Annotated in this window: 14 protein-coding genes and 1 pseudogene; 6 read left to right on the plus strand and 9 right to left on the minus strand. The window is 40.1% G+C overall.

Annotated features, from left to right (window positions below):
- Positions 1–438: 438 nt before the first annotated feature.
- The 6 genes and pseudogenes from RMZ95_RS30500 to RMZ95_RS30525 all read right to left on the minus strand — a co-directional run bounded on the left by RMZ95_RS30500 (position 439) and on the right by RMZ95_RS30525 (position 4,797).
- A complete protein-coding gene (locus tag RMZ95_RS30500; RefSeq protein ID WP_322673676.1) occupies positions 439–720 on the minus strand; it encodes a hypothetical protein in 282 nt (93 codons plus the stop codon).
- Complete coding sequence (locus RMZ95_RS30505; RefSeq protein ID WP_094352841.1) at positions 713–946, minus strand: hypothetical protein; 234 nt, start codon at positions 944–946, stop codon at positions 713–715. Before RMZ95_RS30505 ends, RMZ95_RS30500 begins: the two co-directional genes overlap by 8 nt.
- A 366-nt stretch (positions 947–1,312) precedes the next feature.
- Positions 1,313–1,771: pseudogene (locus RMZ95_RS30510) on the minus strand (ChaB family protein); the annotation flags it as partial.
- A gap of 231 nt (positions 1,772–2,002) precedes the next feature.
- Positions 2,003–2,542: a Dps family protein gene (locus RMZ95_RS30515; protein WP_322685444.1), complete on the minus strand. Its 540-nt coding sequence runs from the start codon at positions 2,540–2,542 to the stop codon at positions 2,003–2,005.
- Between the two features lie 249 nt (positions 2,543–2,791).
- Positions 2,792–3,148 carry a hypothetical protein gene (locus tag RMZ95_RS30520; protein ID WP_322685443.1) on the minus strand — a complete coding sequence of 119 codons (357 nt, stop codon included), beginning with the start codon at positions 3,146–3,148 and terminating at the stop codon, positions 2,792–2,794.
- A gap of 548 nt (positions 3,149–3,696) precedes the next feature.
- A complete protein-coding gene (locus RMZ95_RS30525; RefSeq protein ID WP_322685442.1) occupies positions 3,697–4,797 on the minus strand; it encodes a glutamate-cysteine ligase family protein in 1,101 nt (366 codons plus the stop codon).
- 385 nt (positions 4,798–5,182) lie between these two features.
- On the opposite strand from RMZ95_RS30525, the gene RMZ95_RS30530 reads away from it, so the two are divergent.
- The 4 genes from RMZ95_RS30530 (at position 5,183) to RMZ95_RS30545 (ending at position 9,857) form a co-directional block, all read left to right on the plus strand.
- Positions 5,183–5,860: a Mo-dependent nitrogenase C-terminal domain-containing protein gene (locus tag RMZ95_RS30530; protein WP_322673671.1), complete on the plus strand. Its 678-nt coding sequence runs from the start codon at positions 5,183–5,185 to the stop codon at positions 5,858–5,860.
- Positions 5,861–6,201: 341 nt separating this feature from the next.
- Entirely contained in the window at positions 6,202–6,981 is a 780-nt protein-coding gene (locus tag RMZ95_RS30535; protein ID WP_322673670.1) for a DUF928 domain-containing protein, read from the plus strand.
- A 63-nt stretch (positions 6,982–7,044) separates the two neighbouring features.
- On the plus strand, positions 7,045–9,264 hold the full coding sequence (locus RMZ95_RS30540) for an adenylate/guanylate cyclase domain-containing protein (RefSeq protein WP_322685441.1): 2,220 nt from the start codon (positions 7,045–7,047) through the stop codon (positions 9,262–9,264).
- Positions 9,265–9,551: 287 nt separating this feature from the next.
- A complete protein-coding gene (locus tag RMZ95_RS30545; protein ID WP_094352832.1) occupies positions 9,552–9,857 on the plus strand; it encodes a hypothetical protein in 306 nt (101 codons plus the stop codon).
- Between the two features lie 143 nt (positions 9,858–10,000).
- Here the strand turns inward: RMZ95_RS30545 and RMZ95_RS30550 are convergent, their stop codons facing one another.
- Both RMZ95_RS30550 and RMZ95_RS30555 read right to left on the minus strand, forming a co-directional pair.
- Positions 10,001–10,150, minus strand: a complete 150-nt coding sequence (locus tag RMZ95_RS30550; protein ID WP_322685440.1) for a hypothetical protein — start codon at positions 10,148–10,150, stop codon at positions 10,001–10,003.
- A gap of 142 nt (positions 10,151–10,292) precedes the next feature.
- Positions 10,293–10,742 (minus strand): orange carotenoid protein N-terminal domain-containing protein, encoded by a 450-nt coding sequence (locus tag RMZ95_RS30555; RefSeq protein WP_322685439.1) that lies wholly within the window; start codon positions 10,740–10,742, stop codon positions 10,293–10,295.
- Positions 10,743–11,214: 472 nt separating this feature from the next.
- Here RMZ95_RS30555 and RMZ95_RS30560 point away from each other — a divergent pair, with 472 nt between their 5' ends.
- Positions 11,215–12,921, plus strand: coding sequence for a D-aminoacylase (locus RMZ95_RS30560; RefSeq protein ID WP_322685438.1), 1,707 nt, complete (start codon positions 11,215–11,217; stop codon positions 12,919–12,921).
- 203 nt (positions 12,922–13,124) lie between these two features.
- Complete coding sequence (locus RMZ95_RS30565) at positions 13,125–13,649, plus strand: HNH endonuclease signature motif containing protein (protein WP_322685437.1); 525 nt, start codon at positions 13,125–13,127, stop codon at positions 13,647–13,649.
- Positions 13,650–13,835: 186 nt separating this feature from the next.
- Here the strand turns inward: RMZ95_RS30565 and RMZ95_RS30570 are convergent, their stop codons facing one another.
- Entirely contained in the window at positions 13,836–13,976 is a 141-nt protein-coding gene (locus tag RMZ95_RS30570) for a hypothetical protein (protein ID WP_409884184.1), read from the minus strand.
- Positions 13,977–14,120: the final 144 nt, after the last annotated feature.

Genomic DNA, 14,120 nt, shown 5'->3' on the forward strand with positions numbered 1-14,120 from the left:
CGAGTCTTAACCTCACTCCTAACCTCTCTCTTTGGTAAAGCTATCTATTACCCGAATCGTGAGTTTTTATTTTTACTAAAGAGTTATATATTATTTTAAAATAAGCTAATTAATATTTTCCGAAAAAATCGAATTTGTTTTGTTTATAATCTCATCAAGTTTGACAGTTATCGAAAAAGGCAGAGGGCAGAATGAATAGTGTCTTCTGCTCTCTGCCTCATGCCTTCTTCAATTAGATAACTTGAGAATCCTTTTTATTTTTTATTAGTAAATAAAATGCGTTTGCCCTGCCACTAACTCTAGATAAATTGTTATTGTTGTTTATTGTCTTTTTGAAACAAATGTGCGGAGACGTTGTAATACAACGCCTCTACATCAGCCGTGCAAATTATCTTATCTAAATCGTATTGGTTTTTAGTTAGCTGGTGAATAAACACGTCAATTATTTTCAAATCTAGTCGAACAACCTAACACAAGTAATTTCTTCTGCTTACGCTTCTTCTTATTTTTGAGAGTAATCAAATAATTATCAACGTAGCGAAAAGCAGCTGCACCGTCGTAATCAGCAATGGCTATAGCTTGCAAGAAAACCTTTGAGGGAATTTCAAACCCTAAATATTTTTCTGTTAAGATTAATAAATCTTCATCTGTGGCAGGAAAGGTAGTTTCTTCTGTATCTTCAGAATCAGAAAATATATCATCAATTAATGCTTTATACACTTTGTACCTCCCCAAAAGCATAAGATGCAAAGCCTGTAATGAAATTTAGCTGCTGATCGCGAGTTTGTAAGTTAACTGGGAGTTCAGTACCAGCACATCCGATTTCCCGTAAAATTTCCAAACAATAAGCACCGAGTTGAGTGTATGGAGCTTGCTCTAATTCTTGAGCTACTTCTAGAGCCATCTCCAGATTGACTTGGATAACCGTCTTTACAGGGTTGGTCATAAATCCGCCCTCATAAACTGGATGCTCTAAGTTTTGATCGCAAACACAAATAGCGTAACGGTGTTTTTGCGGAATTTATGAAGAGGGAAAATTAAAGTATCAGCGCATTTGCGGTAATGTACCCAAAATTATGCAAACCAGACCCAGAGTAGGCAATTTCTATCTAAGTGCGATCGCCTGCCATAATACGTATAAATATCTACAATTATTTCCAGATTATTGCCAATATACTTACTTTTCGTGGGGTAAGCCACAAAACCCACCCCACAATATTGGATAATTTATTTGTTATAAATCCCTGATATCTAGTCTTGCACAGTAGTTTAACAAGAAAGGCAAAAGTCAGTGTTTCGACTCCTGCCTTGTTCACGCTTTAACCTTAGCTTTAGACCAGACACCATTTTCATCTTCTTCATATTGTTGGTGAATAGTCTCCCAAGCAGCTTGTTCGGCTGTGAACTCGTCACTTTTTTCATTGAGTACAGCATTATATCGTTCAATGAATGTACTCTGAGCTTCATCAGAAAGATGAGCGCGAACTTCAAAAGACAAGTCTGCTGGACTGTTGCACTGTCCAGAACAAGAACGAGCCAGAGTTTTCTCAATCGTGTTAATTTCTTCGCCACCAGCACTTTCGAGCAGCAATTGAAATTCGCCAGTGCGATCGCTTGGGACTTCTGCCATCACGAAAAATTCGCCAGCTTGTAAGCGAGTTTGGTAGATAGCCGCTTTATCTTCTGGCATTCCCAAAGTAGTCAGAACCGATACTAGACCGGCACCAGCACTACCTGCGATCGCTCCACTAGCAGCCCCCAAGAGCACTGCACTAGACAGATTCCCCAGCATACATAAATGAACCAGCCGCGTAGGCGGAATTTCCGACTTGAGCGGACTGGCGTTAAGTGGGATTGGCGCATGAACCAATTTTCAATTCCCAAATTGGCAAGGTGAATGAGTAGATCCAGGCAGATTAATTCTTTCACATCAATTGAGGGAGGAATCGCTCCTCCCTCAATTGATTTCACATACAGCCTTCCTGAACTCAGATGTTATGAGCTATACACCTACGGGAGTCTTAGCCCCTGCTGCTGGCTGTCTGCCATCTGCATCTAGTGCCTCGCCTTCAATAAATGAACGCAGCATCCAAGCTATTTCTTCATGCTGTTCGAGTAGTCCAGTCAAAAAGTCAGCAGTTCCTTGATCGTGGAAGTTTTCACTAGACTGATCTACATGGTCTCTCAAATTACGAATAACCTGCTCGTGATCGTCCACTAAATTAGCTACCATCCCTGTTGCACTGGGCACACTACCAGCATGTTCCTTGAGGGTAGCAAGCTTGAGAAATCCCTCTAATGTGCCAACTGGATAACCGCCCAAAGCACGAACCCGCTCTGCTAAAGCATCAATATTTAGAGTCAGCTTTTGGTAGTGTTCTTCCCAAAGCTGGTGCAAAGAGCGGAACTGAGGGCCAACGACATCCCAGTGATACTTTTTGGTTTTCACCAGCAGTAAATAGGCATCTGCTAAATCTTGATTTAACAGATTAATTACACCTTGACGCTGTTCGTCTGTCAAACCAATGTTTATCGCACGCATTATTTTCCATCCCTAAGCAAAGTTATTTATTAATTTGCCAAATTTTCCACATAATCCACATCAACCAAAGGAAACATTATGAGTTTAGATTAATCATCACATTCCATAGCTATACTTACACCTTAATAGGGATGAACATATTTTTATATTTAATTTCAGTTGCGATCGTCACATTAAAGAGTAGTAATGGGTGATTGCATGAAAGCAGTCACCCATTACTACCAAAAAATTACTAAGATACTAACTCTGTTATTTACCTGTAATTTTGTCAAATAATTTATTTGCTTTTTCTTCGATAGTTCTTGCACCCTGAGAATTTTCAGGACGCTTCTGCTTATCAATATCAGCGGCTCCCTGAACCTCATTAAGTCCTTCGTTAGCCTCTTTTTGAGTCTTTTCCAATCCTATTGGTGGTTCTTTAGCGGCTTCGTCAGTTTTGCGCTGAATGTCAAGCAGTTGTGTAGTAGCTTCAGTAGGGTCACTTGGGTCGGTACCAATTGCAAAAGCAGGAAAAGCATTAGAGAATAATACTAGAGCGCAAGTAAAAGCTACTACTAGAAAACGTACTGGACGAAAAATAGATAAAACAGAAGTAATCATCTTCATTTGAAATCCTCCATAACAGCTTTAACAACGCAGAACTTTTACTGAAAGAGCGAAGCATATACCTTTACTTACTCACCGATTTTAAGAAATCATAAAAGTGGCAAGCTCCGCTTCAATTTAGAAGTTCTTGAAAAACGAACCTGACGAAGAGATTTTTTGTATTTCTGCATTGAATTAGTGAGGTATAATAAGTAAATACCACCTTAATTCTTTAGCAAAATTATTAGATTTCATAATTGAAATCCTTCATTTCAGTTCCCTGTTTACACTTTTACTGTGAAAAAGCTAGGGTATGCATCAATCTCTAGAATGAATTTTACTACATCTTTAGTTAGAATAAAATCATTCTCTAGGTATATCGACTTAATCTAGTTTTTTCAAGCTAAGGCCATACTATTTATGTTCAGTTAGCTGGACTTTATCAAATTAAAGGAATTGCAGAGAAGATGCACTTTATAGGACATTTGTAAAGTATTAATTTATATAATTATATAAAGACTCTGCTTAATCCCTTCTAATAAATAAAAGGAAAAAAATAAATCTTTTTTTTAAACTTGATAAGTCTGCCTTATAACCTCTTCTATTGAATTTACGCGATGAAACATTTCTATTAATTCATGGGATCTTGTTTTTCGCTTTTCCAGCAGCACTTTTAAGGGCGTTAAATAATGAACATCTGGGTCATCTCCTAAAGCAACTTCGGCTGCTTGGAAGATTTTTGTCGCATTTTCAAAAATATCTTCGTTTTCAAACGCTTCTTTTGCAGAAAGTTGGTGTAACGCTGCATCGGGTACAGTTGCTCTACCCAGTAAGGTTTCATCCAACACCAAACCTTTCAATAATACCAGCAAAGCCGCATAGATTAAAAAATTATCACAACTGTCACAAGCCTTAAATTCGATGCGTCCCACTTCCGCCGGAATGCGGGCAATTTTTGTTAAGGCAGGTATGCTATTAATAAGTTGTTCTTCTTTTTGGACAAAAACCAGAGTAGCTGGTCTTTTGCCAGTTCTGATAAATGTTCGTACCGATAGTCCATCCCATAAACCTCCATTATAAAAGGGAGAGCTATAACTAAAAGGAACGATATAGGGACTGTAATAAGTTAACTTTCTGCCAATATCAATTACATCTTCAGTTGACAAATCTGCCACGGAAATATTTAAATCTGGCCCATAAGATACCATGTGAATATTAGCAGTTTGTTCGTCAGGATAAGCTTCTAGCTGTTTAATTTCATAGTTGTTTAATGGGGGTTGAGGCTCAAAAGCTGGATTGTAGGGATTAAAACTCACCAAAACTGGTGATAAGCCAAAGTCAGCGGCAACCTGACGTAGCAAGTTAAAACTTTCTGATAATTCAGTAATAGCGCCTAGAATATTGGAATGGATAGTTGTTCTAATTTCAATACCTTTAACATGACAGTCTATGACTTCATCAGAATCCGCAAATCTTTCAAATCCCTCAATATACCATCTCTTCATCTTAATACCCGCATCGCCAACGCGGAGTTGAGGATAATCACTGGGGTATGTAGGTAGCCTTGCAATAATTTGATTGAAATCAGCAAATTTTGTGTGGGAGAAATCAGCAAATTTTCCCTGATTATTCAAAAACGCGACTTCATGTTCAATGCCAAAGAAAAACATTATATACCTTAATTTTTTAGAGTTAACCTAATTTCACTAATGCCAAGCGATCGCAATTCTATAGAGAAGCAAGTAACATCAGTAAACGATTCATTAGAGAAAAGCGTCGGCGATATTTAGCTGGCAGATTCGCATACTTAGAAAACTCCATGATTCTGTAGCGTAAATTACAGTCTTTAACCTGATAAATATTTGAGATACTCCAATTAAATTTACTTTAAGTAGAAAAATTCTCAATAATGGTACAAATGAATTTTACCTTAAGACCGACTATTGCGATTTGAAAACTTCTCTGATTTATTTTTCTGTGCTGCTTCCACTATCTTCATAGTCACTGGTTAGGGTAGCGTAGTAGTGACTGAGGAAAGCTTGAGACATAGAGTTTATGACAAGTACCGTTCAATCCCCATACAGCAGCGAACAGATTGCCGCTTGGTTGCGTGGACTGCTTACTATTGCTTGGGCTGATGGTAATTTTGACGATCGAGAACAGGAATTAATTGCCAGCATCACCGAAAATGAATTAGCTCCTAAGATTAAATTTGACTCACTAGAGGTAATTACGCCAGAGGAATTAGCCGCAGCGTTGGGTAAAGGTACACCAGCTGCCGAAAATTTCTTAAGGACAGCGATAATGGTAGCGATCGCAGATGGTACTTATTCTCCCAGCGAAGATGAGGTTCTGCAACAGTTCTGTCAAGCTTTGGAACAGCCAGAGAAGTTACTCGAAGCCCTTCGCCCCACTCTGGAATACCCAGAGCAAATTACCCCCACTATCGCCAGCACAGGGCTGACAAAGCGTCAAATCAATGCCCTACACTCTCTGCAAGACTGGCTTGATGGGCTAGATATCCAAGACCCAAGAGTAGCCCGCTTTTTGTGTAAAATGATTCCCGCCCAGTGTCCCTTTGAACGGGATGTCACCCTATTTGGACGCAAGATTGTGCATATTCCACCGATGTGTAAAATTAACCCGTTATATGAGCAACTGGTAGGCTTACGTTTCCGCGCCCTCTCCTATTTAGCAGATAAATGCGGTGAAGATGTATCGCCATATATTTGAGTAGGGAGTGAGAGTGGGAGTGGGGAGCAGGGGACAAGGGGGCAGGGGAGCAGGGGAGCAGGGGAGCAGGGGACAAGGGGGAGAATAAAAAATTACCTCTTTCTCCTCTGCCCAATGCCCAATGCCCAATGCCCAATGCCCAATGCCCAATACTTCGACTCCGCTCAGTACAAGTGCCCAATGCCCAATACTTCGACTCTGCTCAGTACAAGTGCCCAATGCCCAATGCCCAATGCCCAATGCCTAATAAATAGTTCTGTAGTTGAGTGAAAAATCTAACTCTGCTTTTGGGAATACTTGATTTATTCACCTGACTAATCTAGAACTCAGGCATTATCAATATGAAAGGGATTAAACCATCTCTATATTTTGTACCCTTTTCCTTACCTTTGTATTTGCTTTCTGCTTTAACAGCACAGGTACAAGCTCAGTCGTACCATGCCAATAAAACTTGGCAAATTAGTCAAACATTTAAACCACCACAGCGGGGAAAACTTCCCGCAAGTGCTGGTGGTTCTACCCGTGGTAGTTCTTGCCTAAAAGGCAAACAACTAATAACTCCCTTAATACCTCCAGATAAATTAGGGCTGACATTTGCTCAACATCCAACATTTTTCTGGTATATACCTCCATCTCAACTCAAAACAGCCAAGTTTCTGCTCTTGACTGAAGACCAGAACGTATTTTATGAAACCTCTTTTACACTTCCAAATAAATCGGGAATTATTAGCTTTAAACTTCCTGACAGTGCCCCTGCACTCGCTGTAGGTAAAACTTATCATTGGTATCTAACAATTATTTGTGATAATCAAGACAAGAGTGAAAATCCGACTGTAGATGGTTGGGTGGAACGCACTCAACCAGGAGCAACTTTGTCAGAGGCATTAGCAAAGGCGAATTTGTACAAGTTGCCCACTATCTATGCAGAAGCTGGGATTTGGCATGAAGCGCTGACTAGTTTGGTGCAGCTACGCCGGACTGAGCCGAATAATTTCAAAGCGAGGTTGGATTGGAAACAATTTTTCAAGTCTGTAGGTTTGAGTGCGATCGCTTCCGAACCATTGATTGATTGTTGCACATTTACGAAACAAGGGCACGGCGCATTGGGCAGAGGGCATTAAGCTGAGGAAAAATTCTTAACTCTTAACTCCTAACTCCTAACTCAGCACTCAGCACTAAATATTATGTGGACAAAGCTGAAACCGCACATTTGGCAATGGCGGGGTGTTTTACTTGCTGTTCCCAATATTACAGCCCTGGTGATTGCAATACGCTTGACTGGATTACTGCAATTGTTGGAATTGGCAGCACTAGATCAATTTTTTCTCCTTCGTCCAAGAGAATCGGCTGATACCCGCATTGTCATAGTTGAGATTAATGAGGCAGATGTCCGCAAGCAGGGACAGTGGCCTATGCCTGATGGAAAACTTGCTAGTTTGTTAGAAAAAATCAAACAGCAAAAACCTAGAGCGATTGGTTTAGATATTTATCGTGATTTACCTGTAAATCCCGGTCATCAAGACTTACTTAAGGTATTTAAGTCTACTCCTAATTTGATTGGAGTCCAAAAAGTCTCTGATACTATTGATAGTTCGGCGGTTGATTCATCTCCAGAACTGAAGAAACTTAATCAAATTGGGTCGAATGATTTACCCATAGATGGAGATGGCAAAATTCGACGAGCATTATTGTACGTAAATTTAAATAATGACGAGATTCTGGAAAGTTTTGGGTTAAAACTGGCATTGTTGTACTTGAAACCTGAAGGTATTACTGCCAAGCCATCGGCAACTAACTCTAATTACTTGCAGTTAAATCGGGGTATTTTCCCAATTTTTGAACCTAATGATGGAGGTTACGTCCGAGCTGATGCCGGGAGTTATCAAGTGCTGTTGAACTACCGAGGACGGATACAGCAGTTTACTAAAGTATCTCTTACCGAAGTGCAAGAGAATCTTATTCCAAGAGATTTAATGCGAAATAAGGTGGTATTAATTGGTGCTACTGCTGAGAGTTTGAAGGATCTATTCTATACACCTTACAGCAGTAATGTCTTGACTGACCCAGAACGAATGGCGGGTGTGACAATTCATGCTAATTTGATTAGTCAAATTTTAAGTACGGCGATGGAAGGCCGTCCATTGATTAAGTGTCTACCTGAGCCGCTAGAATGGCTATTAATTTTAATCTGGTCAATTATTGGTGCTAGCTTGTGTTGGCTGCAACGCCACAGTAGCAACCAGAAAACCCTCATGGCTATTAGTGTTTTGTTGGCAGGTGGCGGTTTAATTGGTGGTAGTTTTCTGGCGTTTTTGCTTGGTTGGTGGATTCCCGTTATACCTTCATTGCTGGCTTTTGGAGGTTCTGCGATCGCACTTACTCAGTATATTGCCCAAAGTGCTACCGAGATGCGAAAAACCCTCGGCCGCTATCTAACTGATGAAATCGTCGCCAATATCTTAGAAACTCCATCTGGGTTAAAGCTAGGAGGAGAACGCCGAAAGGTTACAGTTCTCGTATCTGATTTAAGAGGATTCTCGGCTATTTCCGAACAATTGCCCCCAGAAGAAGTAGTAAAGATTTTGAATCTTTATTTGGGAACAATGACAGATGTAATCAACCAGTATAAAGGCACGATTAATGAGTTTATGGGTGATGGGATTTTTGTGATATTTGGTGCGCCAATTAGTCGCAAGGATGATTCTCAACGAGCCATTGCTTGTGCGATTGCGATGCAATTAGCAATGCAGCAAGTGAATGAACAAAATCAGCAAATGAATTTTCCAATTCTGGAAATGGGAATCGGTATTAATACAGGCGAAGCCGTAGCGGGAAATGTTGGTTCTCAAAAACGCGCTCAATATACAGTTATTGGCAGTCATGTTAATTTGGCTGCTCGAATTGAATCTTATACAGTGGGAGGACAAATTTTAATTTCCGAAAATACCTGTAAGGATGCCAATATTGACTTACAAATTGCTGGGCAATTACAAATAGAACCCAAAGGCATAAAACACCCTGTGACAATTTGTGAAATTCGTGGCATTGGTGGTAAATATAATTTATTCTTGCCTAAACATGATGAAGAAACGATCGTTCTTACTCAAAAAGTACCTGTAAAATACTCCATTTTGCAGGGAAAACATGCAGTAGGAACAGTATTTATGGGGGAATTGATTAGCCTCTCAGAAAAAGGAGCGCAACTGCGATCGCCACATTCTTTAGAACTCTTGAGTAATCTCAAACTCCAGTTATTGATTGAGGCAGAAATGGCTATAGAAGAAGATATCTATGCCAAGACGATCGAACAGTCTAATGTTGACGAGCATCTTTTTCTGCTTCGGTTTACAGCAGTTCCTCCAAAAGCTGACGCAATTCTCAATGCACTGCGTCAGCTAGGGTGAGATTAAAGCATCAATCTTGAAATGGTAACAAATGGAGGTGTGTGTAAATAGAGTAAACCGAAAAAGTAAGTAGTTTAGCTTTTTCTAAAACAGTAACAATTGTTGCTGATACAACCAAGCGATCGCGGTAAGATTTTGGACTTAAGCCCGATCCAACTCCAATAACTCATAATTTTCAACGAATAATTAATAATTCGTACTTTCTGCTATGTAGAAACTCACTTGAGTTCTGGAGTTCAAAATATGATTTCTTCTAAAACTGAGATTCAACTACATCCTAAGAACAAATGACAAACGGAAACAAATTTCAAAGATTAGTAGAACTTGCAAATGATTATGGAATTATTTGCGAACCAACACCAGAAGAATGTTTGATTGCATCCTTGCCTGGAGACGATGATTTCTTATTAGCTTTTACTTGGTCTGGTACAGTTGAGGGAGAGCCGCCAGAGCATGAATTAATCGCAATTAGCGTACAAGATATAGTCAAAGAAGTTACCGTTGCAGCTTGGCAGATTCCTTTTTATTTATTCGGAAACGTTTTAAGGCAAGCTCAGATGCTAGTCGCTGCCCACAAAGATTTTGTTAGCTAAAAGACAAGCTACATCTCAAAACTGCTATCCCTGTCAACTGTTTGTGGCAGGGATTTTTATTTCAACTACTGCTTTAAAGATTTATAAAATATTTTATGTTAAAAGTGTTGAAAGCTTAAAAAGATCGCTCGAAGTGTACCTGATTATAATGCGATCGTGCGCTTGGAAAAAAATGCGACAAATAGAGCATTTGTAGAGACGCGATTCATCGCGTCTTTACCCAAGGATGTGTTCCAATCATTACAATCATTAATTGAGTTCGTATAATCAAGCGGACTTGATAAAATTTGCATCAAAACTACCGCAAAGATGAGCATCTCTGCGGTAGTTCTAAGTTAAGGTCTATTAAAGTAAAGCAAAAATAGCCAAGTCTAGCTTAATTTGGTACTTTGAGTTATCCTTAATTCTAGAAAGTTTGAGAGTTGTTGGACTTGACTAACCCATTGTTTCCACTACACTCAACATGAAATTAATCCGTTGCTCAAACTCTAGATTTTTGATCGATGCGACAAATTCATCCGTTTCACCAGGTAGTTGATAGTCGGAGGGCACTTGAATTATGCTTCCATCCTCCATTCCTTGTGCCAGCAGAAACCAAACGTCTAATTTGGCATTGGGACTTAGACTATTATAGGTTTGGCTGATATCGTTAGCTGCACCATTAATAATGTCGCGTTGTGCTTGCAGTTGCTCTTCTTTTGACAAATCCAGGAATTTGTCAAACACTGCTTTAGCAGGCGCTTCAACGCTTGGAGGAGGTGCTGGTTGTAGCTGCTCTTTAAGATCGAGATAACCGAACCAAAGTAGGGCTAGTTGAGTATCTACATCAAAGCGTTGAAAAGTTTCTAAAGCTGGTCTTGTTGCTTCATCAATTGTGTAAGTCATAAAAACTCCAACTAAGTTAAAAGTATTCTGCTTTCAATACTTCATACAACTTAACGAACAAATATAGATAGATAACCCTACTTAGGATAGGTATAGGACTTATTACATAAGACAGATAGAGATAACTGAAATTGCTAGTTACAAAAATGCCTGTTTCGATGTATGTAAAAGCTAAGTAACGTCTGCGACTTTAAGAGGATGTCTAAAAAGTTTTTTTGTATACACCTACCTTTGGAGATCCCCCTAAATCCCTCGATAAATTGGGGGATTTTAAAACTATTATTCTCCCTTTTTTAAAGGAATTAGGGGGAATCAACAAATATTTGAGACTTCTTAGACACCCTCCAAGCGATCGCTTGAAGGGGTTCTTGATTATGTAGTATAAGATGTAGCAATGAATATTTGCGTCATACTGTAGTGCGATGGCGTACCCGCCCTTTCCGGTGGCGACATCAAAGGAAAACAAACAATCATGTTAGATTTGCTGATTCAAAACGGGTTAATTTTCGATGGCTTAGGCTCTCCACCTGTTCGCAGAGATATCGGCATTCAAAACGGCCACATTGTCACCCTCACACCCTCCTTAACTACCCCAGCGCGTGAAGTGGTTGATGCTTCTGGGTTATGGGTGACACCTGGATTCATCGATATTCATACTCATTACGATTTAGAGTTAGAAATTGCACCAGGATTGAGCGAATCAGTGCGTCATGGTGTTACCAGCGTTGTTATTGGTAACTGTAGCTTGTCTGTTGCGATCGCCCAACCCCAAATCTTAGCTGATATTTTTCAGAGAGTAGAGACACTTTCCCATCGGCTGATTGCAAAATGGTTGAAAAAGTCGGTTTCATGGCAGACACCAGCAGAATATTTACAGCATTTGCAACAGTTACCCCTTGGCCCCAATGTTGCCCCAATGTTTGGCCACAGTGCTTTACGCGCTCATGTGATGGGATTAGAACGCAGCTTAACGGTTCAGCCGACAAAATTTGAACTAAAACTTATGCAGCGCATAGCCAGAGATGCAATAGATGCTGGCTTTATTGGCATTTCTATTGATATGTTTCCCTGGCATCGGATGAGTGGAGAATGGCAAGGTTGCACAATTCCCTCTCAACACGCCAAATTTAAAGAATATGCAATGTTGGCAGATTTGTGTCGGCATAGCCAACGTGTTTTTCAAGTCACGCCCAACTTACAACGATTTGCTTCCTTTGTAGAAATTCTGCGTATGGGTTCAGGAATTGGACAAAAACCACTGCGGCTAACAGTCCTCTCAGCCTTAGATGCCGTACACGATCGCAAACTATGGCGAATATTTTCTCCCCTACTTTTTATTTGGAATCGGCTTCTAAATGGGAATGTGCGCTTTCAAACCTTAACTGAACCTTTCACCATTTACTCTGATGGATCTGTGACTCCCTTATTTGAAGAATTCTCCACAGGCGCACAACTAAATGGCTGTCAGTCACGAGAAGAAAGACAACAACTATGGGCATCGGAAATGTTTCGTCGTCAGTTTCGCCAAGAATGGCTGAGTAAACGGCGTAAATCATTCCATCGTCAGTTAGATTTGATGGAAGTTATTCACTGTCCCGAAGCAAGTTGGCAAGGGTTAAGTTTTGCCCAAATTGCTCGTCAAAAGCAACAAGAACCAGTGGATTTATTTATCCACGCATTACAAAAATACGATACAGATTTGCGCTGGGTGGCGACAGGAGCGAACGATCGCCTAAAACCCCGTTTAGCGATGATGCAGCATCCGCATATTTTGCCTGGTTTTACCGATGCTGGCGCTCATGTTCGTAACCTGGGCTACTATGATGGAGCTTTATCTTTGCTCAAACAAGCAGTTGCAACGAAGTTCCTTTCACCGGAAGCTGCGATTTGCCGCGTTACCGGAGAACCTGCTGGTTGGTTTCGTCTTGATACGGGAGTTATCAAACTTGGTGCGAAAGCAGATATAGTTTTACTCGATCCCAATGCTTTAAATCAGCCAATTAGCCCGCAGGTGCAGATATCAGATCCAGTTTTAGATGGTGAACCTCGGATGGTTAAGCGCGGTTCGGATGAGATTGTGCAAGGGGTTTATATTAATGGGGTTCAGGTTGTTTGTCAGGGTAAAGTGAGCGATCGCTTGGGGCGTGAAAAGTTGGGAACGGTTTTGCTTCCTGGTTAAATTATCTCACGCAGAGGCGCAGAGATGCGGAGAGTTGTTAGGAGAAATTATGTATAAAAATTGAATATTTATAAATTTTCTTGATATTGTGATTGAAATATTTGTAATCCTTTCTGTATATGAATCTTTTAGTAAGATATACGCAAACTTTTTGTATAATACATAGTTATTCATATCACATCTATCGAACATAATACCCAACGATGCAACGTGATCACATTCCAGCAGAAGTTAAAAGAGCAGTACTTGTCGAAGCCGGACACCGTTGCGCTATTCCTACCTGTAGAGCAACAACTACAGAGATCGCTCACATTGATCCGTGGGCTAAATCTAACGACAACTCTTTTGAAAACCTAATCGCTCTTTGTCCGAACTGCCATACCAGATTTGATCAGAAAAAGGAGATAGATCAGCAATCTATCAGGATGTACAAGCAAAACTTGAGCATCCTTAACAACAGATACGGTGAGTTTGAGAGACGGCTTTTTGAAATTCTTGCCAAGTCAGGAGAGCGTGTGTTCGTTGTTGGTGTCGGAGGAGATATATTGGTGGCTAACGCAGTTAAGGATGGCTTCTTTGAAGATAAGCATGTGGAAGGAATGTGGCTAGAAATTGTAGGAGACAATGGCTATCAAAAAAAGTTTCCAATGAGTTTTACCTTTTGGGTTACTGACGCAGGCGTAGAATTTATCAGAAGATATGCCTCAGGTGTGGATATTTCATCATGATCTGAAGACATAGTTAGAAATTTTTGAGCCACTTGCGATCGTTACCTGGGGAAAAAAAGCAAGTAACGGCATTAAAAGTATAAAATTAGAAGTCAAACACCTTGAGTTTCCTCATCCTGGTAGTGCAGCAAATGGTGCTTGGAGTAAACTGATGGGTAAATCACCAACACGAGAAAACCGGATAAATTACTGGCAGCAAGAAGTTTTTGCCCACTTATCAGGGTTGTAGACAAGAGTAGTTGCCAGTGCGATCGCTATTCTTGTAGCTTGGGTTAAGTAACGCAACCCAACACTAATATTATCGCTGTGAAGAGAAATTTTATTCAATTCTATCCAACCACTGTTTTGGATTGCGTTTTGCATGGAAGCAAGCAAGTACAAAAACTGTATCTTGGTCAAAAACGTAGAGAATTATGTATGAACCTATCCCACTAATAAAATCCTTTGAACCCAGATATGGATAGTAGCAAG

Source organism: Nostoc sp. DedQUE07, from assembly GCF_034530975.2.
GTDB lineage: Bacteria > Cyanobacteriota > Cyanobacteriia > Cyanobacteriales > Nostocaceae > Nostoc.

Excerpts from the sequence above, each read along its gene's own strand:
- RMZ95_RS30505 (WP_094352841.1), bottom strand. The coding sequence starts at position 946 with ATGACCAACCCTGTAAAGACGGTTATCCAAGTCAATCTGGAGATGGCT.
- RMZ95_RS30555 (WP_322685439.1), bottom strand. The coding sequence starts at position 10,742 with ATGACTTACACAATTGATGAAGCAACAAGACCAGCTTTAGAAACTTTT.
- RMZ95_RS30530 (WP_322673671.1), top strand. The coding sequence starts at position 5,183 with ATGACAAGTACCGTTCAATCCCCATACAGCAGCGAACAGATTGCCGCT.
- RMZ95_RS30545 (WP_094352832.1), top strand. The coding sequence starts at position 9,552 with ATGACAAACGGAAACAAATTTCAAAGATTAGTAGAACTTGCAAATGAT.
- RMZ95_RS30565 (WP_322685437.1), top strand. The coding sequence starts at position 13,125 with ATGCAACGTGATCACATTCCAGCAGAAGTTAAAAGAGCAGTACTTGTC.
- RMZ95_RS30540 (WP_322685441.1), top strand. The coding sequence starts at position 7,045 with ATGTGGACAAAGCTGAAACCGCACATTTGGCAATGGCGGGGTGTTTTA.
- RMZ95_RS30560 (WP_322685438.1), top strand. The coding sequence starts at position 11,215 with ATGTTAGATTTGCTGATTCAAAACGGGTTAATTTTCGATGGCTTAGGC.
- RMZ95_RS30520 (WP_322685443.1), bottom strand. The coding sequence starts at position 3,148 with ATGAAGATGATTACTTCTGTTTTATCTATTTTTCGTCCAGTACGTTTT.
- RMZ95_RS30535 (WP_322673670.1), top strand. The coding sequence starts at position 6,202 with ATGAAAGGGATTAAACCATCTCTATATTTTGTACCCTTTTCCTTACCT.
- RMZ95_RS30525 (WP_322685442.1), bottom strand. The coding sequence starts at position 4,797 with ATGTTTTTCTTTGGCATTGAACATGAAGTCGCGTTTTTGAATAATCAG.
- RMZ95_RS30550 (WP_322685440.1), bottom strand. The coding sequence starts at position 10,150 with ATGCAAATTTTATCAAGTCCGCTTGATTATACGAACTCAATTAATGAT.
- RMZ95_RS30515 (WP_322685444.1), bottom strand. The coding sequence starts at position 2,542 with ATGCGTGCGATAAACATTGGTTTGACAGACGAACAGCGTCAAGGTGTA.